At 31.3% G+C, this 24,120-nt stretch carries 28 protein-coding genes; 10 read left to right on the top strand and 18 right to left on the bottom strand.

The features are described from left to right. Positions 1-11: 11 nt before the first annotated feature. The gene (pyrE, locus tag FNB79_RS07555; RefSeq protein ID WP_143380730.1) at positions 12-656 is read left to right on the top strand and encodes an orotate phosphoribosyltransferase; all 645 of its coding nucleotides are present in this window, start codon (positions 12-14) and stop codon (positions 654-656) included. A gap of 27 nt (positions 657-683) precedes the next feature. Further along, positions 684-1,079, top strand: a complete 396-nt coding sequence (locus FNB79_RS07550; protein ID WP_143380729.1) for an SRPBCC family protein — start codon at positions 684-686, stop codon at positions 1,077-1,079. Here the strand turns inward: FNB79_RS07550 and FNB79_RS07545 are convergent. Then, positions 1,076-1,807: a biotin--[acetyl-CoA-carboxylase] ligase gene (locus FNB79_RS07545; RefSeq protein ID WP_143380728.1), complete on the bottom strand. Its 732-nt coding sequence runs from the start codon at positions 1,805-1,807 to the stop codon at positions 1,076-1,078. The genes FNB79_RS07550 and FNB79_RS07545 overlap by 4 nt on opposite strands. Before the next feature lie 94 nt (positions 1,808-1,901). On the opposite strand from FNB79_RS07545, the gene rsfS reads away from it, so the two are divergent. The 6 genes from rsfS to FNB79_RS07515 all read left to right on the top strand — a co-directional run bounded on the left by rsfS (position 1,902) and on the right by FNB79_RS07515 (position 6,674). Further along, on the top strand, positions 1,902-2,273 hold the full coding sequence (gene rsfS / locus FNB79_RS07540; RefSeq protein ID WP_057783897.1) for a ribosome silencing factor: 372 nt from the start codon (positions 1,902-1,904) through the stop codon (positions 2,271-2,273). A gap of 5 nt (positions 2,274-2,278) precedes the next feature. Next, on the top strand, positions 2,279-4,216 hold the full coding sequence (gene ftsH / locus FNB79_RS07535; RefSeq protein WP_143380727.1) for an ATP-dependent zinc metalloprotease FtsH: 1,938 nt from the start codon (positions 2,279-2,281) through the stop codon (positions 4,214-4,216). A gap of 117 nt (positions 4,217-4,333) precedes the next feature. Next, positions 4,334-4,945: an LUD domain-containing protein gene (locus FNB79_RS07530; RefSeq protein ID WP_143380726.1), complete on the top strand. Its 612-nt coding sequence runs from the start codon at positions 4,334-4,336 to the stop codon at positions 4,943-4,945. A gap of 1 nt (position 4,946) precedes the next feature. After that, positions 4,947-5,768: a phosphatidate cytidylyltransferase gene (locus FNB79_RS07525; RefSeq protein ID WP_143380725.1), complete on the top strand. Its 822-nt coding sequence runs from the start codon at positions 4,947-4,949 to the stop codon at positions 5,766-5,768. Then, a complete protein-coding gene (locus FNB79_RS07520; RefSeq protein ID WP_143380724.1) occupies positions 5,758-6,408 on the top strand; it encodes a phosphatidylserine decarboxylase family protein in 651 nt (216 codons plus the stop codon). The genes FNB79_RS07525 and FNB79_RS07520 overlap by 11 nt, the downstream gene beginning before the upstream one ends. After that, positions 6,408-6,674, top strand: coding sequence for an acyl-CoA-binding protein (locus FNB79_RS07515; protein ID WP_143380723.1), 267 nt, complete (start codon positions 6,408-6,410; stop codon positions 6,672-6,674). Before FNB79_RS07520 ends, FNB79_RS07515 begins: the two co-directional genes overlap by 1 nt. A 156-nt stretch (positions 6,675-6,830) precedes the next feature. Here the strand turns inward: FNB79_RS07515 and pafA are convergent, their stop codons facing one another. Continuing rightward, complete coding sequence (pafA, locus tag FNB79_RS07510) at positions 6,831-8,477, bottom strand: alkaline phosphatase PafA (protein ID WP_143380722.1); 1,647 nt, start codon at positions 8,475-8,477, stop codon at positions 6,831-6,833. 114 nt (positions 8,478-8,591) lie between these two features. Between pafA and FNB79_RS07505 the strand changes: the two genes are divergently transcribed. Both FNB79_RS07505 and FNB79_RS07500 read left to right on the top strand, forming a co-directional pair. Continuing rightward, positions 8,592-9,329: an MlaE family ABC transporter permease gene (locus FNB79_RS07505; RefSeq protein WP_143380721.1), complete on the top strand. Its 738-nt coding sequence runs from the start codon at positions 8,592-8,594 to the stop codon at positions 9,327-9,329. Then, positions 9,329-10,096 carry an ABC transporter ATP-binding protein gene (locus FNB79_RS07500; RefSeq protein ID WP_143380720.1) on the top strand — a complete coding sequence of 256 codons (768 nt, stop codon included), beginning with the start codon at positions 9,329-9,331 and terminating at the stop codon, positions 10,094-10,096. The genes FNB79_RS07505 and FNB79_RS07500 overlap by 1 nt, the downstream gene beginning before the upstream one ends. Here the strand turns inward: FNB79_RS07500 and FNB79_RS07495 are convergent. The 16 genes from FNB79_RS07495 to secY all read right to left on the bottom strand — a co-directional run bounded on the left by FNB79_RS07495 (position 10,093) and on the right by secY (position 24,111). Then, complete coding sequence (locus FNB79_RS07495) at positions 10,093-11,598, bottom strand: DUF389 domain-containing protein (protein WP_143380719.1); 1,506 nt, start codon at positions 11,596-11,598, stop codon at positions 10,093-10,095. The two genes, FNB79_RS07500 and FNB79_RS07495, sit on opposite strands and share 4 nt — an antisense overlap. A gap of 3 nt (positions 11,599-11,601) precedes the next feature. Next, positions 11,602-12,681 (bottom strand): mannose-1-phosphate guanylyltransferase, encoded by a 1,080-nt coding sequence (locus FNB79_RS07490; protein WP_143380718.1) that lies wholly within the window; start codon positions 12,679-12,681, stop codon positions 11,602-11,604. Positions 12,682-12,693: 12 nt separating this feature from the next. Further along, positions 12,694-13,287 (bottom strand): SprT-like domain-containing protein, encoded by a 594-nt coding sequence (locus FNB79_RS07485; protein ID WP_143380717.1) that lies wholly within the window; start codon positions 13,285-13,287, stop codon positions 12,694-12,696. 66 nt (positions 13,288-13,353) lie between these two features. Beyond that, complete coding sequence (locus tag FNB79_RS07480) at positions 13,354-14,268, bottom strand: dimethylarginine dimethylaminohydrolase family protein (RefSeq protein WP_143380716.1); 915 nt, start codon at positions 14,266-14,268, stop codon at positions 13,354-13,356. A 104-nt stretch (positions 14,269-14,372) separates the two neighbouring features. After that, positions 14,373-15,659: a citrate synthase gene (locus tag FNB79_RS07475; RefSeq protein ID WP_143380715.1), complete on the bottom strand. Its 1,287-nt coding sequence runs from the start codon at positions 15,657-15,659 to the stop codon at positions 14,373-14,375. Between the two features lie 174 nt (positions 15,660-15,833). After that, a complete protein-coding gene (eno, locus tag FNB79_RS07470) occupies positions 15,834-17,123 on the bottom strand; it encodes a phosphopyruvate hydratase (RefSeq protein ID WP_143380714.1) in 1,290 nt (429 codons plus the stop codon). A 167-nt stretch (positions 17,124-17,290) separates the two neighbouring features. Continuing rightward, entirely contained in the window at positions 17,291-18,394 is a 1,104-nt protein-coding gene (gene carA, locus FNB79_RS07465; RefSeq protein WP_143380713.1) for a glutamine-hydrolyzing carbamoyl-phosphate synthase small subunit, read from the bottom strand. 34 nt (positions 18,395-18,428) lie between these two features. Then, the gene (locus FNB79_RS07460) at positions 18,429-19,142 is read right to left on the bottom strand and encodes a hypothetical protein (protein ID WP_143380712.1); all 714 of its coding nucleotides are present in this window, start codon (positions 19,140-19,142) and stop codon (positions 18,429-18,431) included. Between the two features lie 78 nt (positions 19,143-19,220). After that, a complete protein-coding gene (gene rplQ, locus FNB79_RS07455) occupies positions 19,221-19,694 on the bottom strand; it encodes a 50S ribosomal protein L17 (protein ID WP_143380711.1) in 474 nt (157 codons plus the stop codon). A gap of 58 nt (positions 19,695-19,752) precedes the next feature. Beyond that, positions 19,753-20,745: a DNA-directed RNA polymerase subunit alpha gene (locus FNB79_RS07450; protein ID WP_143380710.1), complete on the bottom strand. Its 993-nt coding sequence runs from the start codon at positions 20,743-20,745 to the stop codon at positions 19,753-19,755. Between the two features lie 20 nt (positions 20,746-20,765). Continuing rightward, on the bottom strand, positions 20,766-21,371 hold the full coding sequence (rpsD, locus tag FNB79_RS07445) for a 30S ribosomal protein S4 (protein ID WP_143380709.1): 606 nt from the start codon (positions 21,369-21,371) through the stop codon (positions 20,766-20,768). 180 nt (positions 21,372-21,551) lie between these two features. Continuing rightward, positions 21,552-21,944, bottom strand: coding sequence for a 30S ribosomal protein S11 (gene rpsK / locus FNB79_RS07440; protein ID WP_057783936.1), 393 nt, complete (start codon positions 21,942-21,944; stop codon positions 21,552-21,554). Positions 21,945-22,042: 98 nt separating this feature from the next. After that, complete coding sequence (gene rpsM / locus FNB79_RS07435) at positions 22,043-22,417, bottom strand: 30S ribosomal protein S13 (protein WP_143380708.1); 375 nt, start codon at positions 22,415-22,417, stop codon at positions 22,043-22,045. A gap of 2 nt (positions 22,418-22,419) precedes the next feature. Then, the gene (gene ykgO / locus FNB79_RS07430; RefSeq protein ID WP_013305171.1) at positions 22,420-22,536 is read right to left on the bottom strand and encodes a type B 50S ribosomal protein L36; all 117 of its coding nucleotides are present in this window, start codon (positions 22,534-22,536) and stop codon (positions 22,420-22,422) included. Positions 22,537-22,540: 4 nt separating this feature from the next. Beyond that, positions 22,541-22,756: a translation initiation factor IF-1 gene (gene infA, locus FNB79_RS07425; RefSeq protein WP_007094967.1), complete on the bottom strand. Its 216-nt coding sequence runs from the start codon at positions 22,754-22,756 to the stop codon at positions 22,541-22,543. An 11-nt stretch (positions 22,757-22,767) separates the two neighbouring features. Next, positions 22,768-24,111, bottom strand: coding sequence for a preprotein translocase subunit SecY (gene secY, locus FNB79_RS07420; RefSeq protein WP_143380707.1), 1,344 nt, complete (start codon positions 24,109-24,111; stop codon positions 22,768-22,770). Between the last annotated feature and the right edge of the window lie 9 nt (positions 24,112-24,120).

Raw genomic sequence — 24,120 nt, 5'->3', positions numbered from 1 at the left:
ATTTTGCATCTATGATTTTAAATAAACAAACAGCTCGAAAAACTGCTGAAGTTTTATTGCAAATAAATGCTATAAAACTAAGCCCTAGCGCTCCTTTTACGTGGGCCTCTGGATGGAAATCGCCAATTTATTGCGACAATAGAATTATACTATCATTTCCGCTTATTAGAAATTACATACGCGAAACCATGGCTAAACATATTGAAGAACAATATGGAAAACCAGATGTTATTGCAGGTGTAGCCACTGGCGCAATTGGTATAGGTATGCTTGTCGCAGAATATTTAGGTGTACCTTTTATTTATGTAAGACCTGAAGCTAAAAGTCATGGCAGACAAAATCAAATAGAGGGATTTATACAAAAAGGGCAAAATGTAGTTGTTGTTGAAGATTTAATAAGTACAGGAAAAAGCAGTCTAAATGCTGTACGTGCACTTAAAGAAGCAAACCTTAATGTTAAGGGAATGATAGCTATTTTTACTTACGGATTTAATGTAGCAGAAGAGAATTTTAAAAAAGAAAATGTATTGCTACAAACTTTAAGTAATTATGAAAATTTAATTATTCAAGCTGTAGAAACTAATTATGTTTCGCAAGCAGAGGTTAAAACGTTAACAGATTGGAATGCCAATCCTAGCGAATGGAATGCCATTTAATCTAACACAAACAAATTAACAAATATCATGAATTTAGAATCTCCAAAAGTAAAGATTGACAAATCACCTCAAGATGTATTTGACTTTCTAACTGATATTAAAAATTTTGAAAAACTTATGCCTGAAAACATAAGTAAATTTGAAATTTTAGAAGACGACAAATTTCTTTTTGCTTTAAAAGGCATGCCTGAAATTATTTTGAAAAAGAAAGATGTAATACCTCCTAACAAAATTGTATTAGGAGCTGCTGGAGGTAAATTAGACTTTTCGCTAATTGGGCATATAATTGAAATTAAGGAAGGACAAAGCGAGGTTAAACTTCAATTTGAAGGCGACTTTAATCCCATGATGGCTATGATGGTAAAGGGCCCTATTTCAAAATTCATTGAAACTCTTGCTACCAAAATGCCAGAATCTATTTAGTACAATAAAGTTATTTCTTTTAAATTATATACTTTTATAATTTCATCTTCTAACAGCACTTTTAAATTACCAAGTTCTGTTACACCAAGAATAAAACCAGAAAACATATGGCCTTTAACATCTAAAAATGTTGAAGGCTTATTTTTTTTAAACAGCACACTTTCGTACGTTGCTTTTATTTTTTCAAATTGCCCTCGCTCTAACCAAGCAAAACATTCTTTTAATTCTACTAAAATATGATGTAAAACTTCATCTAAATTATAAATACAACCTACTTCATTTACAATGGATGAAGCTTTAGGTAATTCTTTAAAATTTGTCTGATTTACATTTACACCAATACCTAACACACTATCACGCAAGCCGCTTGAGGTAACGATATTCTCGATTAAGACACCACATATTTTTTTATCTGCTGACAAAATGTCGTTAGGCCATTTTATTTTAACTCTAGGCATTAAGAGTTTTTTTAAAGCCTTATAAATAGCTATTGCAGTAACCATACTTATATAAAACTGCTTTTCTATAGGCACAAAAGAGACGTCTCTAAACACACTAAACATAAGGTTTTTAGCAGGTTCAGACTCCCAAACTGTCCCCATTTGCCCACGTCCCATGGTTTGGTGTTTAGCAACCACAACAGTATAATCCTCTACCATTTCACAACTACTTAATTGTTTTAAAAAAGTGTTCGTTGAATCGATGGCATCAAGTTTGATGATATGCATTTATATTATTTATATAGGCAGGAAAAAAACTTCTGCAAATTTTAAAGTATAAAGAACTAAAAAATAATAACTTTGTACAAATTAAATCAAATTAATGGCGAAAGAAAACACAAATTCAGACTTGCTAATTGCCACCATCTTAAGTGGAATTGAAGATGTTAAAGGAAAAGAAATAAATATTTTAGACTTACGAGAAATTGAAAATACAGTTTGCGATTATTTTATAATCTGCGAAGGAACCTCAAACACTCAAGTTAATGCCATTGTAAACGCTGTTCAGAAAAAAGTAAGTAAAGAACTTAAGGACAAACCTTGGCACACAGAAGGGCAAGACAATGCCGAATGGGTATTAATAGATTATGTGAATGTAGTTGTTCATGTATTTCAGAAACATATCCGAGAATATTATGACATTGAAAGCCTTTGGGGCGATGCAAAAACAACAATAATTGAAACAAACTATTAGACTTAATGGCAAACAATAAGAAAACTCCTAATAAGAAACCTAAATTAAATCCGTATTGGATTTACGGAGCTATTATTGCAATCTTTATTGCAATGCAGTTTTTTAATACAAATAGTTTACAAGACTCAAGTACAACTACACCTTCTGAATTCATGAAATATCTAAGTGAAGGAGATGTTGAAACTGTTGAAATTGTAAATAAAAGAGAAGCAAAAGTTTATTTAACAGATGAGGCTTTACAAAAAGAAGAACATAAAAATTCTAAGCCGTCTACCTTACTTCCAACAGCATCTAAACTTCCAAATTACAGTTTTGAATTTGGTGATTTACAAAATTTTGAAAATCAGGTTAATGCTGCTATTCAAGATCAAGGCTTAAAAACTCATATAGAATATAAAACAGAACAAAACTACTGGGGAGATTTCATTATTGGATTTCTACCTTTTATTTTATTAATTGGAGTTTGGATTTTTATTATGCGTAGAATGTCTGGCGGTGGCGGCGGTGGCGCTGGTGGTCAAATATTTAACATTGGTAAATCTAAAGCTAAATTATTCGATCAAAATACAGATGTTAAAACATCATTCAAAGATGTAGCTGGTTTAGAAGGAGCTAAAGAAGAAATACAAGAAATTGTAGATTTCCTTAAAAATCCTGAAAAATACACTTCACTTGGTGGTAAAATACCAAAAGGAGCTTTACTTGTAGGGCCTCCTGGAACAGGTAAAACATTATTAGCAAAGGCTGTTGCTGGTGAAGCTAAAGTCCCTTTCTTCTCATTATCAGGATCTGATTTTGTTGAAATGTTTGTTGGTGTTGGAGCTTCTCGTGTAAGAGACTTATTTAAACAAGCTAAAGAGAAATCTCCTGCAATTATCTTTATTGATGAAATTGATGCCATTGGACGTGCAAGAGGGAAAAGCAACATGTCTGGTTCTAACGACGAAAGAGAAAATACATTAAACCAACTCCTTACAGAAATGGATGGTTTTGGTACAAACACCAATGTTATTGTACTTGCTGCAACTAACAGAGCAGATGTTTTAGATAGTGCTTTAATGCGTGCAGGACGTTTTGACAGACAAATATTTGTAGATTTACCAGATATTAGAGAACGTGAAGAGATTTTTAAAGTGCATTTAAAGCCAATTAAAAAATCTGAAAATTTAGACACAGACTTTTTAGCAAAACAAACACCAGGATTCTCTGGAGCAGATATAGCAAACGTATGTAACGAAGCAGCTTTAATTGCTGCAAGACAAGGAAAAAAAGCTGTAGATAAGCAAGATTTCTTAGATGCTGTAGACCGTATTATTGGTGGTTTAGAGAAGAAAAATAAAATTATAACGCCTAGCGAAAAGAAAGCTATAGCATTTCATGAGGCAGGTCATGCCACCGTGAGTTGGATGCTAGAACATGCTGCTCCTTTGGTAAAAGTAACTATTGTACCTCGTGGCCGTTCTCTAGGAGCTGCTTGGTATTTACCAGAAGAGCGCTTAATAGTGAGACCCGAGCAAATGCTGGACGAAATGTGTGCTGCTTTAGGTGGTCGTGCTGCAGAAAAAGTAATCTTTAATAAGATTTCTACAGGTGCATTAAGCGATTTAGAAAAAGTCACTAAACAAGCTAGAGCGATGGTAACTGTATATGGTTTAAGCGATAAAGTTGGTAACTTAACGTATTACGATTCTTCAGGTCAAAACGAATATGGTTTTACTAAACCTTATAGTGAAAAAACGGCTGAGCTTATTGATAAAGAGATTTCGGATATTATCGAGGCTCAGTATGAAAGAGCTATAAAACTTTTAGAAGATAACAAGGATAAACTTACAGAGTTAGCCGATGTTCTTTTAGAAAAAGAAGTGATCTTTAAAGATAACCTTGAAAAAATATTTGGTAAGCGCCCTTTTGAAACAGAATTAAAACCGCTTTTAGACAAATAATTTTATTAAGTAATAATGCTTAATAGCAGGAAAAATCTTAAATTGACGGTTGGTTAATTTAAGATTTTTTATCTTTGAACAAACCCTATTTAACACAGATTAATTGCAGATGTCTTAATGAGTCTATTTAGAAAACTTTTTGGTTCCAAATCAAATAAATCAGAAGAGGAAATTCAATCTGAAGACCGAGGCAAATATATGCCTGAAATAAAACTACCCATAGATGAGAAGTTTACAATAAACTTTAAAGAGAATGGTGGTAAATTTCTGTATTGCGAAAATTTAGATGAAATTTTTCAAACCTTAGATTTTATTATTGAAGAGAACAATTGGGAAGATAAAAAAATCTTGATCTTAGAAAATAATTTAAAAAAACGTTTTGCTTCATCTAGCTTAAACATAGCTAAACATAATGAAGCCGATGCCACTTATTTTTTAACTAGTTGTGAAAGTTTAATCGCAGATGATGGTTCTTTATTAATTTGCTCTAATCAAATAGCAGAAAAAAAACTAGCAGACCTGCCAAGTAATTTTATTGTATTTTCAACTACAAGTCAAATTGTTGGAAGTATCAGTGAGGGACTACGTAATATTAAATCTAAAAACACGCAAAAAATTCCGTCAAATATTACTACTATAAAACATTTTAAATTTGAAGAGGAAAAAAACTTCTTAACCTATGGTAGTAATTCAAAAAACCTATATTTGCTGCTTTTAGAAGACCTCTAACATGAAAGAAATTCTTACCAGATCTATTTTTGGTTTTATATATATAGCTTTATTAATTGGATCTCTTTACAATGAGCATGCTGTAACAGTATTGTTCTTTATTTTTGGCATCATTTCTATAGCAGAATTTAAGAAACTTATAGAGATTCATAAATTTTCACCTTATATAATATTTACTGTTATATATTTCTTTTTTAGTTACTGGCACATGGTTTCTCCAAAGTTAGCCGGTTTTAATGAAGCTACTCAAATCGTTTTAGTACTTTCAATATTTGTAAATTTATTTTTAATTAAAGATTTATTCTCTAAACGAGGTATACCTCTATTTAAATTTAAACGTTTTCTTTTAACTAGTTTTTATTTATCTAGTTCTTTTGTATTCTTAATGTTAATTGCAAAATTTGGTAACACGTACCAACCTAGTATAATTTTAGGATCGTTTATCTTAGTATGGGTTAACGACACTTTTGCCTTTATCGTTGGAAAAAACTTTGGAAAACAAAAGTTATTTGAAAAAATATCTCCTAAAAAGACCGTTGAAGGTTTTATTGGAGGATTGTTTTTTTCGTGTGTAACTAGCTATTTTATTGCTACCTTTACAAACACATTAAGCTTTAATCAATGGCTTATTTTATCAATAATTATAAGTGTTTTTGGTACGTTAGGAGATTTAGTAGAATCTAAATTTAAACGTCAAGTTAATGTTAAAGATAGTGGTGTAATTATGCCTGGACATGGCGGATTACTTGACAGATTAGACAGTATTATATTTGCTGCACCATTTATTTATTTGTTTTTAAGAATTTTAGATTATGTTTCATAAAGAAGGTTTTAAGATCATACTAATCGCTTTTGCACTAGTAGTTGCATCATTTTTAGTGATAGACAATTTTATATCTTTCGTCTGGTTACGAAACATATTATTTTTCTCTTGCCTAGCATTTCTAATATTAATTTTACAATTTTTTAGAAATCCAAAACGTAATGGTATTTTAAATGACAATCAAGTTTTATCTCCTGTAGACGGGAAAGTAGTTGTTATAGAAGAAGTTTTTGAAAAGGAATACTTTAAAGAAAAGCGTTTACAAGTTAGTGTATTTATGTCTCCAATAAATGTACACGTTACAAGATATCCTATAGGCGGAAAAGTCGTGTTTAGCAAATACCACCCAGGTAAATTTTTAGTCGCTTGGCACCCAAAAGCTAGTGAAGAAAACGAGCGTACTACTGTTGTTGTAGAAAACGAAATCTTTGGAAAAGTTTTACACAGACAAATTGCAGGCGCATTAGCTAAACGTATAGTAAATTATGCCAAAGTTGGAGACCAAGCTATACAAGCGAGTGATTCAGGCTTTATTAAATTTGGGTCAAGAGTAGATTTATTTTTACCTTTGGGAACTAAAATTAATGTAAACCTTAACGACAAAGTTAAAGGTGGGGAAAGTATTATTGCCGAATTATAATGACTTCAGAAGAATTAGATATTGACTTTAAGGATGCTGTAGAACGCATTAATAATCTTCCTGGACCATTCCCAGCAGATTTCCTATTACGGTTATATGCTTATTACAAAAAAGCTACAAACGATTATAATAGACCAAACAGTAATAAACCTATTATAAATGCATTTAAAACAAATGCATTATTTCAAGTACAAAACATTACACAAGATGAAGCTAAACGTATATATATCGATTTAGTGAACAACTACTGTTTATATAGAAAATAGTTACTGTATTTTAATCTATCCTTTTTGTTCTTTTTGTTGTTGTAATTAACTTATCCTTTTTAAGAGCAACTATTTTAAATCTAAAAAAATAAAAAGAGCCCGGTTCTTTAATTTAGAAACGGGCTCTTGTATGTTCTATAATGTAATACTATAAAATTATTTTAAAAGGAACTCTAGTGGTTTTCCAGTGGCTCCATTAGGGAAGCTAATTCCTAATAATCCAGAAATAGTTGGAGCTATATCTATAATTTCTGTTTTTTGTAAAGTACTACCATGTTTAATTCCTTTACCAAAAAATAATAAAGGGACGTGTGTATCGTGATTTAATCCAGAACCATGCGTAGATCCTGTTTTGCCATAAGAAATAACGGCTGGTTTTAATTCAAATAAAACATCTCCAGAGCGTTTTTGATTATAACCATTTTTTAATAGTGCCTCTATATCATTACCTCCACTAGAAAGAGCATATGCAGGAGATACGTAATGAATATTATCATAAGAAATTAATTCATTAGCAATCTCTTGTTGCGTACGTTCTAAATTTAAATTTAGTTCATTAACTTTTTTACGATTTAAAAAGATTTGATTATTACTAATGTTTTCAATTAAATCTGATACACCATATTTTTTAGTCATAAATTGATTTAAATTATTTTTAAATTCTTCTTTAGCAAAATATCCAGCAGGCACATGTTGTGAATGTAAATAAGATGGTACATCTACACCGCCATGATCTGCAGTTAAAAACACCGTGTATTCCCCTTTTCCTACATAATTATCTAGCATTTTAAATAAACGACCTAAATCTTTATCTAATCTGATATATGTGTCTTCTACTTCCTTAGAATTAACACCAAAATTATGACCTACATAATCTGTAGATGAAAAACTTACAGTTAAAACATCAGTAACATCATCTTTTCCTAAATCTTCTCCTTTAATGGCTTCAATAGCAAAATCTGTTACAATACTATTACCGTAAGGTGTACTTTTTATTATATCGTAACCATTATTTTCCTTACTTAATTTTTTTAAATCATAAGGAAATGTTGCGTTTTTTTGACCTTTAAAACCGCCTTCAAAATCATTTAAATCGGCACCACTTTCAGTGTATTTTTTAATATCATAATAAGTGTCCCATTCTTTTAAGTAAGACTTTGCGGTTTTAGAAGAGTTAAAATTTTTCACCCATTTTGGTAAATCATCTCTATAATAGGTACTTGTAATAAAATCGCCTTGATCTTCACCAAAAAACCAATATGCAGCGTTGGCTGTATGTCCGGCTGGTAAAATTGCACCTCTATCTTTTATAGACACCCCAATTGTTTTACCTTCCATTTGTGTAAACAATCTATTTTCATCTGCAAAACTTGTAGTTAACATACGGTGCGGAGACATCTGTCCAGCTTTATCTTCTGTTCCTACAGAGGCTACAGAAGCATCTTCAGCACAATATACAGATGTTTTAGTTTCTTTATCATACCAATTATTACCAATAATACCATGATTCATAGGAGATGTACCTGTATAAATTGAAGCATGTCCTGGAGCTGTGTAAGTAGGAATATAATTAAAATGATTATTCTTACAGTTAAACCCCTCATCTATCATACGTTTAAAACCATCTTCTCCATATTTATTATAAAAACGAGTTAAATAATCATAACGCATTTGATCTACAACAATACCAACTACTAGTTTGGGTTTAACATATATGTCTTCAGGTGTGTTTTCCTGTGTCTGTTGAGCAAAACAAGTTCCAAATAGTAAACTTGCAGCAAAACATAATATTGAATTTTTCATAAAATAGAATTGAAATTTTGAACACAAAAATAAGGTTTTTAAAATCGATCTTAATTTAAATAATCATTAAATAAGTAATAGTATTTTTTTACTTTAGCACTTACAAACTATTTTATGAATTATCTACACAGTATTGGCGCTTACATACTCATGATAATTGAGATTTTCAGAAAACCAACAAAATGGTCGGTAATGAAAAAACTCATTATTAAGGATATCGATGATTTAATTATTGGCTCCTTAGGTATTGTTGCATTTATATCATTCTTTGTTGGAGGTGTGGTTACTATACAGACAGCTTTAAACATGGATAACCCTCTTGTACCAAAATCTTTAATAGGTTTTGCGACTAGACAATCTGTTATTTTAGAATTTGCACCAACCTTTATTTCAATTATTATGGCTGGTAAAGTTGGTTCTTTTATAACGTCTAGTATTGGTACCATGCGTGTAACAGAGCAAATAGATGCTTTAGAAGTTATGGGTATTAATGCTCTTAACTACTTAGTATTTCCTAAACTTGTTTCATTAATGCTCTACCCTTTTGTAATTTCTATTTCAATGTTTTTAGGAATTATAGGTGGATTAGCTGCTTGTGCATTTGGAGGCTTTGCTACAGTAAATGAATATATTACTGGATTACAGGACGAATTTATTCCTTACCATATAATCTATGCGTTTATTAAAACTATAGGGTTTGCTTTTTTATTGGCGACTATCCCATCTTATCATGGATTTTATATGAAAGGAGGAGCTTTAGATGTAGGGAAGGCTAGCACAGTATCTTTTGTTTGGACAAGTGTAGCTATAATAACTTTAAATTTTATTCTAACTCAAATTCTATTAAGCTAATGATTGAAGTTAAAGAATTACAGAAATCATTTGGAGATACACGTATCTTAAAAGGAATTAGTACGACATTTGAAAAAGGAAAAACAAATCTTATAATAGGACAAAGTGGTTCTGGTAAAACTGTGTTTTTAAAATGTTTACTTGGGCTTTTTGATTATGAAAAAGGAAGTATTTCTTATGAAGGACGAATATTTTCAAAATTATCAGACGAACAAAAACGTGGCTTAAGATCTGAAATAGGCATGGTCTTTCAAGGTAGTGCACTGTTTGATTCGATGACAATTGCAGAAAATGTAAAATTCCCTTTACGCATGTTTACTAAGCTTAGTGATAGTGAAATGGACGACCGTGTTAACTTTGTTTTAAAACGTGTTAATCTGGACAATGCACACCACAAACTTCCTTCTGAAGCTTCTGGAGGAATGCAAAAGCGCGTGGCCATAGCTCGTGCTATAGTTAACAAACCCAAATATCTATTTTGCGATGAACCTAATTCTGGATTAGATCCAAAAACGGCTATCGTAATAGATAATTTAATTCAAGAAATTACAGACGAATACAGTATTACAACAGTTATTAATACTCACGACATGAACTCTGTGATGGAAATTGGTGAAAAAATAGTCTTTCTAAAAGATGGTTTAAAAGCTTGGCAAGGCTCTAATGAAACAATATTTAAAACCGATAATGAAGTCGTTACAGATTTTGTATATTCTTCAGAGCTCTTCAAAAAGGTTAGAAAAATGTATATAGAAGAGAACCTCTAATGCTTTAATCGTTCTACTAGTAACGTATCTAAATTTAGTTTGAATTTTAACCAACGCTCTAACTTTTCTTGATCTTTAGTTAAAGTCTCTTCTTTAAGGTTTTTGTCTTTCTTCCAACGTATTCCAAATACAGGAATCGTATCGGTGGTTTCAAAATTTGATGATATTACTGGCGAGTATCTAAATAAGTCCAAATTCTCATAATTAATATGGACCTCTTTTAGAATCGTTTCAAAAGGAATTGTTTTTTCTTCTAAATATTGTAATTGACTTACTCGTTTTTCTAAATATGTAATTTTTTGAGTTTGCGATAATAAATCTAAAGAATCACGCTGGCGTAACTGCTCCATATATTTAACATTATCTACATTTTTACTATTTTGATTAAACTCAAAATGAGCATTTTTAAGAGCAGGATAATCTGCCAATTTGGCTTTTAATAATTCAATAGTTTCATCTGGAATATAACCTAATCCATAAGTATTAAATACAAAGCTAGACCCTTCTTTACCATTAGAATATCTGTAAACAACATTCCGTTTAATATAGTCGTATTGAGGTAATCCTTTTAATTCATGATCTAGGTATAATTGAGCTTCTCTTTTAAAATTACTTTCTTTTAAAACATCTATAAATGTCCAAATTGCAGGAATCATTGCTACTACTGCTAGTAAAGAAGCAATTTGAGAAATACGTTTTCTTTTCTTAGAATTTGCGTATTTAATCATTGGAAATCGCAAAATCTTTAAAGCTATAAATGTAGCTAAAGCAATAAAAATAGTATTAATTATAAATAAATAAAATGCTCCAGATGCATAGCCTATACCTTTAGAAAAATCATCGAAAGAAACTGCTAACCCATATCCTACAGTACATAATGGAGGCATTAAAGCTGTAGCAATTGCTACACCAAAAATTACAGAGGCAATAGTTCCTTTTTTAGTTCGTGCTATTATTAAAGCAGCTCCACCAAAAAATGCAATTAATACATCTCTAATATCGGGTTTAGTTCGAGCTAATAACTCTAAAGATTCTTCTTGTAATGGAAAAAATTTATAAAATAAGAATGCGGTTAAAACACTCAAAAAAATCATTACTCCAAAATTTATAAGAGATTTTCTAAGTGTATCAATATCATTTATAGCTACAGATAAACCAATTCCTAAAATAGGTCCCATTAATGGAGAAATTAACATGGCACCAATTACAACCGCTGTAGAGTTGGCATTTAATCCTATGGAAGCAACGAATATAGAACAAATTAAAATCCAAGCCGTAGCGCCCTTAAAAGGAATATCTCCTTTGATAGCATCTATAGTAGCTTGCTGATCTGTATCTTGTCTAAAATCTAAAAGTTCTGATAGAAAACTTCTAATACTTTCAAGTAAGCCTTGAGCATCTTTCTTAATAGCATCTTTAGAATCTTTTACAGCAGCCTCTTGAGCTGCTGTTTTTTCCTTGTCAGATTCTTCTTCCGAAAAATTAAATTTGTTTTCACTCATATATTAACAGTACTGATCACCAAATGTATCTCTAACTTTATTACGTAATCCCTTAATATCTTGCTCTTTTGCTTTAGGATAAATAAGAAGAACGTCGTCCTTATCGATTATAATATAGTCATTTAAACCTTCTACTACAACAATTTTATCATCTTTGGTTCTAATCATATTACCTGATGCATCTTCAACTAAAGTTCTAGCATTAACAACAGCGTTGTTATTATCATCTTTATTTAATTTCTCATATAAGCTTCCCCAAGTTCCTAAATCGTTCCAATCAAATTCTGCAGATAACACATACACATTATTAGAACTTTCCATAATCGCGTAATCCACAGAAATATTATCGGCTTTTTCATAATTTTCTGAAATAAACTCAGCTTCTAAAGCAGTATTATATGCTGGAATTCCTTTTTCAAATAACTGAACTAACTCTGGTTGATTTGTTTTAAAAGCTTTTAATACACTAGATACACTCCACATAAATATACCTGCATTCCAAACAAAGTTACCTTGCTTAATAAACGATCTTGCTGTGGCATAATCTGGTTTTTCTCTAAACTGTTTAACAGATTTAACCACATTAGCTGTTTCGGTATCATATTCTATATAGCCATATCCTGTATTTGGAAATGTAGGTTGAATTCCTAAAGTCATTAACGCATCGTGCTCTTGGCAGAAATCGAAGGCAGTTAAAACATTTTTGGTAAATGCATCTTCATCTTCAATCCAATGATCACTAGGAGCTACAAGCATTAAAGCATCAGGATTTATTTTTTGAATTTTTAACGCTGCGTATAAAATACAAGGTGCTGTATTTCTCATAGCAGGTTCTAAAACAATCTGATCTTGAGAAATATCTGGTAATTGCTCTAAAACTAAAGCATTATAATCTGTATTAGTTAATACGTAAATATTTTGTTTTGGAATGAACTTTGTTAAACGCTGAAACGTTTTTTGAATTAAAGTTTCTCCTGTTCCTAGCATATCGTGAAACTGTTTTGGGAAACTGTTCATACTAACTGGCCAAAATCTTGAGCCTACTCCTCCAGCCATAATAATGGCATAATTGTTTTTGTTCATTCTTATTTTATATTAAATAACTTCAATTTCTACTTGCGGATTAAATAAATATACTTTTCCCGTTTTTATTTCTACACACTCAAAACGTTTAACACGTTTATTTCCTTTTTTAAATTGTCGGCCATTATGAATTTTAAACACACTGCCTTCAGGCACTTCAAAAATATAAGTTTTATCTGAATTTTCGTCATATTGTTTCAAAGCTATTGATAAAATATGATCTGTGTCGCTAGTTGCTTTGGGATTTATAAAATGTTTAGCTAATATGGGTAGGAGTTCTTTAGGAAATACCTCCGGATTTATAAAGGGTAACATTAAGTGTTGGAAAGTATATTTCCACTCTTTTCCGTGGGGTTTAATCTGCATTCCATATTTTTTAAACGCCTCAAAATGTGCCACTTCATGTATTAATGTGATTAAAAAACGATAGGGATTTAAATTGGAATTTACCGTTATTACATGTCTTCCATTGGGTAACTTTCTATAATCACCATGTCTTGTTTTACGTTCTGGTTTTACCATCACATCTAACTCATCATGATCTAATAATTCCTGAACTATAGGAATTGAAGGTTTAGGTATGTAGCTTTGGAGTGTATTCTGCATTATAAAGCAAAAGTAAACGAAACCAATTAAATTTCAATATTATTATACCTTTAAGCTTTTATTTTATTAATCCCGGATAAGCGGCAATGTAGAGCAGCGTAATAATCCTTCCTGCTTAGATATTTCTGCATATGGAACTTCTTCTACAGTAAAACCTTGTAATCTAAGCCAAGTATTTAATCTAACGAAGTTTATTTCAGAAATCACAGTAGTTTCATCTATTGAAAACACATTGCTATTCATATTATACATTTCGTCTCTAGTGATATAAAATAGGTTATCTTTTCCAAAGAGTTCAACTAAATAATTAAAATCAGATTCGTCTCTAAAACCTTCTTTATAAATTATACCTTTAGCTTTACCCACTGGCTGAAAACAACAATCTAGATGTAATGCATTGTCTTTAGCTTCTGTTCTAGATTTTTTCAAATCAAACTCTTTTACTATTTTATTTGGAAAGAGTGATTTTATAAATTCAACCCCTTCCATATTAGTACGGGCTGTAATCTGATCTGGATAATCGTCTCCTTTATAGGTGCCTATAAATATGTAATCATTCCATAACATTACATCGCCACCTTCTATATGTACAGCTTCTGGTGGTTTTATAATATCTAATGGATTAATTTGATCTATAACATGCTGCAATGCATTTAATTCTTGTTCACGATCTGGTAAAATATTTGCTTTTATAAATTTATTATCGATAACAAAAGCTATGTCTCTAGCAAAAATCTGATTGTAATTTTCTATAATTTTAGGACGGAATACCTTTACATCATACTTCTGGAATACGTTGTTTACTGCCTCCATTTCTTTAACCATATCGGCTTCAATAGGATACGTTCCCGCTTTAATATGTTCAATAGATTTTGGATCGTAAGCGTCTGCTATAGATGGTATAGGTCCGTTACTAATAGCTGTTCCTAAAACTACGGCTCTTAATCGAGACGTTTCATTTGTCACTTTTAATGATAACATATGTTTGGTAAAATAAAAATGTCATTTTGAAAATTTATAAAACATAAAGTAATGCTTTAAAAGTAATCAAAATGACATTAGATTATTAATTCTATAGATCTATCTTAACGATTATCTACATCTACGTATGGTCTTAAAGTTTCACCAATGTATAATTGACGTGGACGACCTATTGGTTCTTTACGTAAACGCATTTCTCTCCACTGAGCTATCCATCCTGGTAAACGCCCAATAGCAAACATTACTGTAAACATTTCTTGAGGAATATTCATCGCTCTGTAAATTACACCTGAATAAAAATCTACGTTAGGGTAAAGTTTTCTCTCTACGAAATATGGATCTTCTAAAGCTTCTTTTTCTAACCCTTTTGCAATTTCTAAAATTGGATCTTCTATACCTAAAGCTTCTAAAACTTCGTCTGCTGCTTTTTTAATAATTTTAGCTCTTGGGTCAAAGTTTTTATATACACGATGTCCGAATCCCATTAATCTAAAAGGATCGTTTTTATCTTTTGCTTTAGCCATGTATTTTTTAGTATCTCCACCATCGGCTTCAATAGCTTGTAGCATTTCAAGAACTGCTTGATTAGCTCCTCCATGAAGAGGTCCCCAAAGTGCAGAAATACCTGCCGAGATAGATGCGAATAATCCTGCGTGTGCTGAACCAACAACTCTTACTGTAGAAGTTGAGCAATTTTGCTCATGATCTGCATGTAAGATTAATAATTTATCTAAAGCATCTACAAAAATTTGATTTTGTACATATTTACAATTTGGCTTAGAAAACATCATTTTAAGAAGATTCTCTACATACCCTAAAGAGTCGTCTCCATAATCAAGAGGTAAACCTTGTTTTTTTCGCATTGTCCATGCAACTAAAACAGGCATTTTACCTAAAATTTTAACGATAGCTTTATACATATCTTCTTCTGAATTTACATTCACTGAAGAAGGGTTAAAAGCCGTTAGAGCACTTGTTAATGATGAGATAATTCCCATTGGGTGTGCGGTTCTTGGGAAAGCTTCTAAAATCTTTTTAATATCTTCGTCTACTGTAGATTCTGCTTTAATATCATCATGAAACTTATCGTTTTGTGCTTTAGTAGGTAATTCTCCAAAAATTAAAAGATAAGTCACTTCTAAGAAGTCTACTTTTTGAGCAAGTTCTTCTATTGAATAACCACGATATCTTAAAATTCCTTTTTCTCCATCTAAAAAAGTAATTGCACTTTCACAAGATCCTGTATTTTTAAATCCAGAATCTAAAGTAATTACTCCACCAGTAGCCGACCTTAAAGTAGCTATATCGATTGCGACTTCATTTTCAGTTCCTGTAATTAAAGGAAATTCGTACTTTTTCCCATCTATTTCAATTGTGGCTTGTTTTGACATATTAATTTACTTGTATTATTCCGTTTTTTTTTGCTATCGGCTAAAATACAAAATCTATCACAATATTTATATATAAAAAATAAAGCATTTGGTTAAATTTTACTCAAAATTTTAGATAAAAAAAAGCGATTATCTCAAGAAATAATCGCTTTTTAAAATTATGAACGCTTAAAATTAGAATTTAAAAGCTTTTTCTTTAGGATAATATGCAACATCTCCTAATTCTTCTTCTATTCTTAATAATTGATTGTACTTAGCCATACGGTCACTTCTAGAGGCTGAACCTGTTTTTATTTGACCACAATTTAATGCAACAGCTAAATCTGCAATAGTATTATCTTCTGTTTCTCCTGAACGGTGAGACATAACTGAAGTATACCCTGCATTCTTAGCCATATTTACAGCTGCTATTGTTTCTGTTAAAGAACCTATTTGGTTTACTTTAATTAAGATAGAGTTGGCGATACCCTCGTCAATACCACGAGATAGACGTTCTACATTAGTAACAAATAAATCGTCTCCTACTAATTGTACCTTATCGCCAATTTTGTCTGTAAGTAGTTTCCAACCTTCCCAATCGTTTTCATCCATACCATCTTCTATGGAGATAATTGGGTATTTAGCTGTTAATTCTGCTAAGTATTCTGCTTGCTCTTCACTAGTTCTAATTTTACCAGTAGAACCTTCGAACTTAGAATAGTCGTATTTCCCATCTACAAAAAATTCTGCAGATGCACAGTCTAAGGCAATCATAATATCATCACCAAATGTATAACCCGCTTTTTCTACAGCCAATTTAATAGAATCTAAGGCATCTTCTGTTCCACCTTCTAAAGTTGGTGCAAATCCACCTTCGTCTCCTACAGCAGTACTTAAACCTCTGTCATGTAACACTTTTTTTAGATTATGAAAAATTTCTGTTCCCATCTGCATAGCATGTGTAAAGTTTTTAGCTTTAACAGGCATAATCATAAATTCTTGAAAAGCTATTGGTGCATCACTGTGAGAACCTCCATTTATAATATTCATCATAGGTACTGGTAATGTATTTGCAGAAACACCACCTACGTAACGATATAAAGGCACACCTAATTCAAAAGCCGCAGCTTTAGCTACTGCTAAAGAAACACCTAAAATAGCGTTTGCACCTAATTTTGATTTATTTTGAGTTCCATCTAAATCGATCATGATTTGATCTATTTGATTTTGTTCAAAAACAGAAACTCCTAGTAATTCTTGAGCTATAATTGTATTAACATTATCTACAGCCTTAGAAACACCTTTACCCATATACGTATCACCACCATCTCTTAACTCCACGGCTTCGTGTTCTCCTGTAGATGCCCCAGAAGGTACTGCTGCTCTTCCAAATGCTCCATTTTCTGTATACACATCTACTTCTACAGTAGGATTACCACGGGAATCTAAAATTTGTCTTGCATGAATGCTAACTATTATGCTCATCTTAATATTATTTAAAAAGTTAATTTTATTGTTTTAAAGTACTAAATTACAAAATTGTAAGACTAAATTTTAACTATTGTAGTTATATTTATCTTATAAAATTACTACATTGTTTTCGTAACAAAAAAACCACAAATAAAGCAAGCTTTTTTTGTGGTTTTTAATATCTATTTAGTGATATTTTTAATAAAATCATCAAATAAATAGTCTGCATCATTTGGACCAGGACTAGCTTCTGGATGATATTGAACAGAAAAACAATTTTTATTCTTCATCTTTAAGCCAGCAACTGTATTATCATTTAAATGTAAGTGTGTAATTTGTAAATCTGGATGTGCTTCAACTTCTTCTCTATTTACAGCGAAACCATGATTTTGAGATGTTATTTCACCTTTTCCAGTAATTAAGTTTTTTACAGGATGATTAATTCCTCTATGCCCATTATGCATTTTATAAGTAGAAACACCATTAGCTAATGCAATAACCTGATGTCCTAAACAAATCCCAAACAGTGGTAAATCTCTTTGTATAACCTCCTTAGCAACCTGAATTGCTGATTCTAAAGGTTCTGGGTCTCCAGGACCATTAGATAAAAAATACCCATCTGGATTCCATGCTTGAAGATCTTCAAAAGTAGCATTATAAGGAAAAACTTTTATGTAAGCACCACGTTTTGCAAAGTTGCGAAGTATATTTTTTTTAATCCCTAAATCTAATGCAGCAATTTTAAGTTTAGAACTTTCATCGCCAACAAAATAAGGTTCTGTTGTAGAAACTTTAGATGCTAACTCCAAACCATTCATGTCTGGAATATCTTTCAACTGTTGTTTAAGCATTTCAATATTATCTACATCTGTAGATATTAAGGCATTCATAGCTCCGTTATCACGAATATAACTTACAAGAGCACGAGTATCTATGTCTGAAACAGCTAATAAATTATTTTTATTTAGAAAATCTTCTAGACTAGCATCTGCTGCATCACGAGAAAATTCATAACTAAAATTTTTACAAATAAGACCTGAAATTTTTATACTTTCAGATTCTACTTCAGAATTAGTAGTACCATAATTACCAATATGTGCATTGGTAGTAACCATTAATTGCCCAAAATAAGAAGGATCTGTAAAAATCTCCTGATACCCCGTCATACCAGTATTAAAACAAACTTCTCCAAATGCAGTACCTAATTTATTTCCAACTGACTTACCGTAAAAAATAGTACCATCGGCTAATAAAACTACTGCTTGATTTCTTTTTTGATATTTCATAATAAGTGAACCCGTTACGTAATAATTGAAAACGTTATAACGTTTTGATATAATTTAAAATTAATATAACATCATCATCGTCTTTGTACGATAAATGATTATTTTTTACAAATTGTTTTACGTCGTCTGTGTATTCTTCTGAGGTAAAACTATAAACTAATTTTTTATTTAATTTAACTTCATCTAAAACTTCTTTAGAGTCTTTTGCTAATACAAAATATTTCTCATTAACATTATAAGCATCAGATTTCATTTTTTGATTGGTCATAGGATTTACAGCTCCTACTATAATGTCTAGTTCATATTTCTTTAATAAAGTCTTGTCTTGTGCTAAGAATAATTCTTGAAAGAAAGAATTTCTATTAAATTCTGGATCTAAATATCTTTTAAATACTGAAGTGCCTACTACTACTTTTCGAACATTTCCTGGATTAATTATAAATACAGAATCTTTAGATGCTTTTAACTCAAAACGTTCGGCTTGTAAATTATAATTTAATTTAGACGTATTTAAAGCTGAATCGACATCATCAAAAAATATCTGAGATTTATTACTCCAACTATCATATAAATAAATATCGCCTTTTATAGAATTAGATTCTGAATTAAAAGTTCTTGTCCAACTACCATTAATAGGAGAATTACTTGCAATAGCAGTATAATCTTTAGCGGCATTTAAATTCTCAATTTGAGAAAAACTATTGGAAGATATGACGAAAATTAATAAAGTTAAGACGTTGTATTTCATATTTTTTGATGCAAATATAAAAAAAAAGGCCACCCTAAATTAGGGTAGCCTTTTTTTATTTATAATGTTATATAACATTTATTCTTCTTCATTAGAAGTTTTAGTATCTACAGCAGGAGCAGCAGCTGGCTTAGAACCACCTCTTCTACTTCTACGTGTAGTTTTCTTTTCAGCTTTTCCAGCATTGTAGATTTCGTTGTAATCAACAAGTTCAATCATTGCCATATCAGCGTTATCTCCTAAACGATTACCAAGTTTAATAATACGTGTGTATCCTCCTGGTCTGTCACCTACTTTAGTAGAAACTTCTCTAAATAATTCAGTTACCGCTTCTTTTTGTCTTAATTTACTAAATACAATACGTCTGTTGTGTGTTGTATCAGCTTTAGACTTTGTTACAAGTGGCTCAATAAATTGTTTTAAAGCTTTAGCTTTAGCTACAGTAGTGTTAATACGTTTATGTTCAATTAAAGAACAAGCCATATTAGCTAACATTGCTTTTCTATGAGCAGTTTGTCTACCTAAGTGATTTACTTTTTTTCCGTGTCTCATGACATTTGTGTTATCATCTTGCTACCAAACTCGAAATCGAGGAGCAAAATATGATTAATTAATCTTTATCTAATTTGTATTTTGATAAATCCATTCCGAAGTTTAAACCTTTAACGTTTACAAGCTCTTCAAGCTCTGTTAAAGATTTCTTACCAAAGTTACGGAACTTCATTAAGTCATTTTTATTAAATGATACTAAGTCACCTAATGTATCAACTTCTGCAGCTTTTAAACAGTTTAGAGCACGAACTGAAAGGTCCATATCTACTAATTTTGTTTTAAGCAACTGTCTCATATGAAGTGATTCTTCATCGTAAGTTTCAGTTTGAGCAATTTCATCAGCCTCTAAAGTGATACGCTCATCTGAGAATAACATAAAGTGGTGAATTAATGTTTTTGCTGCTTCTGTTAAAGCATCTTGAGGTGTAATAGAACCATCTGATTGGATTTCGAAAATTAATTTTTCGTAATCTGTTTTTTGTTCTACACGGTAATTCTCAATGCTATATTTAACATTTTTGATTGGTGTATAAATAGAATCTGTAAAGATAGTACCTATTGGCGCAGTAGCTTTTTTATTTTCTTCTGCAGGAACATAACCTCTACCTTTTTCAATAGTGATTTCAATATTAACAGTAACCTTAGGATCTAAATTACAAATTACTAAATCTGAATTTAAAACCTGAAAACCTGAAATAAATTTTTGAAAATCTCCTGCTGTTATTTGTTCTTGACCAGAAATAGATATAGAAACAGATTCGTTATCTACATCTTCTATTTGTCTTTTAAAACGTACTTGTTTTAAATTTAAAATAATTTCTGTCATGTCTTCAACAACACCAGGTATAGTTGAGAATTCATGCTCTACTCCTTCAATTCTAACTGATGTAATTGCAAATCCTTCTAAAGAAGAAAGTAAAACTCTTCTTAAAGCATTTCCAACCGTTAATCCATAACCAGGTTCTAAAGGTCTAAATTCGAATTTACCTTCAAAATCTGTGGAATCAATCATGATTACTTTGTCGGGCTTCTGAAAATTAAATACTGCCATATTTGCGTTTGTATCAGTTATTATTTAGAATATAGTTCGACGATGAACTGCTCGTTTATGTTTTCTGGAATTTGAATTCTAGCTGGTACAGAAACATAAGTACCTTGTTTAGTTTCAGAATTCCATGTAATCCATTCGTAAACTTGACTTGAATTTGATAATGATCTCTCAATAGATTCAAGTGATTTAGATTTTTCTCTTACAGCTACAACATCTCCTGCTTTTAAACTATAAGAAGGAATGTTTACTAATTCCCCGTTTACTGTAATGTGTCTGTGAGATACTAATTGTCTTGCTCCACTTCTAGAAGGAGAAAGTCCCATTCTGTATACAACATTGTCTAATCTAGACTCACATAATTGTAATAATACTTCACCAGTAATCCCTTGTGAAGCTGTTGCTTTTTTGAATAAACCTCTAAATTGACGCTCTAATATACCGTAAGTATATTTTGCTTTTTGCTTTTCCATTAATTGGATTGCGTATTCAGATTTTTTTCCACGACGCTTGTTAGCACCATGTTGACCTGGAGGATAATTTCTTTTTTCAAAAGACTTATCGTCTCCAAAAATAGCTTCACCAAACTTACGAGCTATTTTAGTTTTAGGACCAGTATATCTTGCCATTTTAAATTTGTTATAAGAGTGATTATGAATTAAGGTCTTAATCTTATCCTTCGATAATCGTTAATCTCTTGATTATACTTGTTAAATTATTTTTTTACGAGTGCAAATTTACATATAAAAAAATTAATACCAACTGTATATTAAAGCTGATATTAATTTTTTTTTGTATTTGAAGTAAAATTATACTCTTCTACGTTTTGGAGGACGACAACCATTGTGTGGTAATGGAGTAACATCAATAATTTCTGTTACTTCAATTCCTGCATTATGGATAGAACGTATAGCAGATTCTCTACCATTACCAGGTCCTTTAACATAAACCTTAACCTTCTTTAAACCAGCTTCTTGTGCTACAGCAGCAGCATCTTCAGCAGCTAATTGAGCAGCATAAGGAGTGTTTTTCTTAGATCCTCTAAATCCCATTTTACCAGCAGAAGACCAAGAAATTACGTCTCCTTTTTTGTTGGTTAATGAAATAATAATGTTGTTAAAAGAAGCAGTTACGTGAGCTTCTCCAACTGAATCTACTACAACTTTACGTTTTTTAACGCTTTTTGTATTTGACTTTGCCATATGATTTTAGTTTCTAGTTGTTAGTTGTTAGTGATAGAATCCTAAACTTTTCAATTTCAAACAGATTCATCTAACGCCTAAATACTAATGACTTTTAATTATTTAGTTGCTTTCTTCTTGTTAGCAACAGTTTTTCTTCTACCTTTTCTAGTTCTAGAGTTGTTTTTAGTGCGTTGTCCTCTTAAAGGAAGACCTGCTCTATGACGAATACCTCTGTAACATCCAATATCCATTAATCGCTTAATGCTTAATTGAGTTTCAGAACGTAATTCACCTTCAATAGTAAAAGTTGATACAGCTTCACGAATAGCTCCTATTTGATCATCTGTCCAATCTTGAACTTTAGTGTTTTCGTCAACTTTCGCTGCTTCTAAAATTTCTTGAGCTCTGCTTCTACCTATTCCGTAGATATAAGTTAAAGAGATAACTCCTCTTTTCTGTTTTGGTATGTCTACACCTGCAATTCTTGCCATAACTACCCTTGTCTTTGTTTGAATCTAGGATTCTTTTTGTTAATTACGTAAAGTCTACCTTTTCTACGCACGATTTTACAATCTGCACTTCTTTTTTTAACTGATGCTCTTACTTTCATCGTATTAGTATCTATAAGTTATTCTAGCCTTAGTTAAATCGTAAGGACTCATTTCTAATTTTACTTTATCTCCTGGTAACAATTTAATGTAATGCATACGCATTTTACCAGAAATATGTGCAGTCACAATGTGACCATTTTCTAACTCAACACGAAACATAGCATTTGATAATGCTTCAATAATTGTTCCGTCTTGTTCTATTGCTGCTTGTTTTGCCATTGTATAATAAATTAAGCTACTGCTTTTCTATTTTTACCCGTTTTCATCAAGCCATCATAGTGTCTATTCAACAAATAAGAATTTACTTGTTGCATCGTGTCAATTGCAACTCCTACCAAAATTAATAGTGAAGTACCACCAAAAAATAAGGCCCATCCAGATTGAACATTCATTAACTTAACAATTATGGCAGGGAATACTGCTATAAGTGCTAAGAAAATAGAACCAGGTAATGTTATTTGAGACATAATTTTATCTAAATATTCAGACGTTTCAGATCCTGGACGAATACCTGGTATAAAACCACCGCTTCGTTTTAAATCATCTGCCATTTTATTGGTTGGAACCGTAATAGCAGTATAAAAATATGTGAATATTATAATTAAAAACGCAAATAATAAGTTATACCAAAATCCGAATATATCAGAAAATTGTGATTGCAACCACTGTCCAGCAGCAGAGTCTTTCATAAATGAAGTCCCTCCTATTAAACCAGGCACAAACATAATTGCTTGAGCAAATATAATTGGCATTACTCCTGAAGCGTTAAGTTTTAATGGAATATATTGTCTAGATCCCATAATGTTCTTTTCATATCCTCCAGAGGCAGTACGTCTAGCATATTGGACAGCAATTTTTCTTACTGCCATAATAAGCATTATCGATGCAAAAATAATTACAAACCACAACACTAATTCTATAAGGATTAACATAACGTTATTTCCTTCTAAACGTGATGCTGCGTTTTGGAAAAATGATAATGGTAAACGTGCAATAATACCCACCATAATTAAAAGTGAAATACCGTTTCCAATACCCTTATCAGTAATTTTTTCTCCTAACCACATTGCAAAGATACAACCTGTAACTAAAATGATGATAGAAGAAAAATAAAATAAACCACCTTGACCTAATAAAAAGGCACTTTGAGGAATTCCCAAACTTGGTAAACTTGCTAAATAACCTGGTGCTTGTACCAGACATATTGCTATGGTTAACCAACGTGTAATTTGATTAATTTTTTTCTGACCACTAGCACCTTCTTTTTGTAACTTTTGTAGGTAAGGAATTGCGATTCCCATTAATTGCACTACAATAGAAGCAGAAATATAAGGCATAATACCTAAGGCGAAAATTGATGCGTTAGCGAAGGCTCCTCCAGTAAATGCATTTAATAAACCTAATAATCCAGAATCTGTATTACTTTGTAAGGTTTCTAATTGTGCAGCATCTATACCTGGTAAAACTACTTGTGCACCAAAACGATAAACTAATAATAAACCAACTGTTAAGATGATTCTATTTCTTAGTTCTTCAATTTTCCAAACATTCTTTAACGTTTCTATAAATTTCATGCTCTATTA

It is taken from the genome of Formosa sediminum, assembly GCF_007197735.1.
GTDB classification, from domain to species: Bacteria; Bacteroidota; Bacteroidia; order Flavobacteriales; family Flavobacteriaceae; genus Formosa; species Formosa sediminum.
Note: the sequence above shows the minus strand (reverse complement) of the source record. Positions and strands in the feature narration are given on the sequence as shown.

Excerpts from the sequence above, each read along its gene's own strand:
- pyrE (WP_143380730.1), top strand. The coding sequence starts at position 12 with ATGATTTTAAATAAACAAACAGCTCGAAAAACTGCTGAAGTTTTATTG.
- FNB79_RS07550 (WP_143380729.1), top strand. The coding sequence starts at position 684 with ATGAATTTAGAATCTCCAAAAGTAAAGATTGACAAATCACCTCAAGAT.
- FNB79_RS07545 (WP_143380728.1), bottom strand. The coding sequence starts at position 1,807 with ATGCATATCATCAAACTTGATGCCATCGATTCAACGAACACTTTTTTA.
- rsfS (WP_057783897.1), top strand. The coding sequence starts at position 1,902 with ATGGCGAAAGAAAACACAAATTCAGACTTGCTAATTGCCACCATCTTA.
- ftsH (WP_143380727.1), top strand. The coding sequence starts at position 2,279 with ATGGCAAACAATAAGAAAACTCCTAATAAGAAACCTAAATTAAATCCG.
- FNB79_RS07530 (WP_143380726.1), top strand. The coding sequence starts at position 4,334 with ATGAGTCTATTTAGAAAACTTTTTGGTTCCAAATCAAATAAATCAGAA.
- FNB79_RS07525 (WP_143380725.1), top strand. The coding sequence starts at position 4,947 with ATGAAAGAAATTCTTACCAGATCTATTTTTGGTTTTATATATATAGCT.
- FNB79_RS07520 (WP_143380724.1), top strand. The coding sequence starts at position 5,758 with ATGTTTCATAAAGAAGGTTTTAAGATCATACTAATCGCTTTTGCACTA.
- FNB79_RS07515 (WP_143380723.1), top strand. The coding sequence starts at position 6,408 with ATGACTTCAGAAGAATTAGATATTGACTTTAAGGATGCTGTAGAACGC.
- pafA (WP_143380722.1), bottom strand. The coding sequence starts at position 8,477 with ATGAAAAATTCAATATTATGTTTTGCTGCAAGTTTACTATTTGGAACT.
- FNB79_RS07505 (WP_143380721.1), top strand. The coding sequence starts at position 8,592 with ATGAATTATCTACACAGTATTGGCGCTTACATACTCATGATAATTGAG.
- FNB79_RS07500 (WP_143380720.1), top strand. The coding sequence starts at position 9,329 with ATGATTGAAGTTAAAGAATTACAGAAATCATTTGGAGATACACGTATC.
- FNB79_RS07495 (WP_143380719.1), bottom strand. The coding sequence starts at position 11,598 with ATGAGTGAAAACAAATTTAATTTTTCGGAAGAAGAATCTGACAAGGAA.
- FNB79_RS07490 (WP_143380718.1), bottom strand. The coding sequence starts at position 12,681 with ATGAACAAAAACAATTATGCCATTATTATGGCTGGAGGAGTAGGCTCA.
- FNB79_RS07485 (WP_143380717.1), bottom strand. The coding sequence starts at position 13,287 with ATGCAGAATACACTCCAAAGCTACATACCTAAACCTTCAATTCCTATA.
- FNB79_RS07480 (WP_143380716.1), bottom strand. The coding sequence starts at position 14,268 with ATGTTATCATTAAAAGTGACAAATGAAACGTCTCGATTAAGAGCCGTA.
- FNB79_RS07475 (WP_143380715.1), bottom strand. The coding sequence starts at position 15,659 with ATGTCAAAACAAGCCACAATTGAAATAGATGGGAAAAAGTACGAATTT.
- eno (WP_143380714.1), bottom strand. The coding sequence starts at position 17,123 with ATGAGCATAATAGTTAGCATTCATGCAAGACAAATTTTAGATTCCCGT.
- carA (WP_143380713.1), bottom strand. The coding sequence starts at position 18,394 with ATGAAATATCAAAAAAGAAATCAAGCAGTAGTTTTATTAGCCGATGGT.
- FNB79_RS07460 (WP_143380712.1), bottom strand. The coding sequence starts at position 19,142 with ATGAAATACAACGTCTTAACTTTATTAATTTTCGTCATATCTTCCAAT.
- rplQ (WP_143380711.1), bottom strand. The coding sequence starts at position 19,694 with ATGAGACACGGAAAAAAAGTAAATCACTTAGGTAGACAAACTGCTCAT.
- FNB79_RS07450 (WP_143380710.1), bottom strand. The coding sequence starts at position 20,745 with ATGGCAGTATTTAATTTTCAGAAGCCCGACAAAGTAATCATGATTGAT.
- rpsD (WP_143380709.1), bottom strand. The coding sequence starts at position 21,371 with ATGGCAAGATATACTGGTCCTAAAACTAAAATAGCTCGTAAGTTTGGT.
- rpsK (WP_057783936.1), bottom strand. The coding sequence starts at position 21,944 with ATGGCAAAGTCAAATACAAAAAGCGTTAAAAAACGTAAAGTTGTAGTA.
- rpsM (WP_143380708.1), bottom strand. The coding sequence starts at position 22,417 with ATGGCAAGAATTGCAGGTGTAGACATACCAAAACAGAAAAGAGGAGTT.
- ykgO (WP_013305171.1), bottom strand. The coding sequence starts at position 22,536 with ATGAAAGTAAGAGCATCAGTTAAAAAAAGAAGTGCAGATTGTAAAATC.
- infA (WP_007094967.1), bottom strand. The coding sequence starts at position 22,756 with ATGGCAAAACAAGCAGCAATAGAACAAGACGGAACAATTATTGAAGCA.
- secY (WP_143380707.1), bottom strand. The coding sequence starts at position 24,111 with ATGAAATTTATAGAAACGTTAAAGAATGTTTGGAAAATTGAAGAACTA.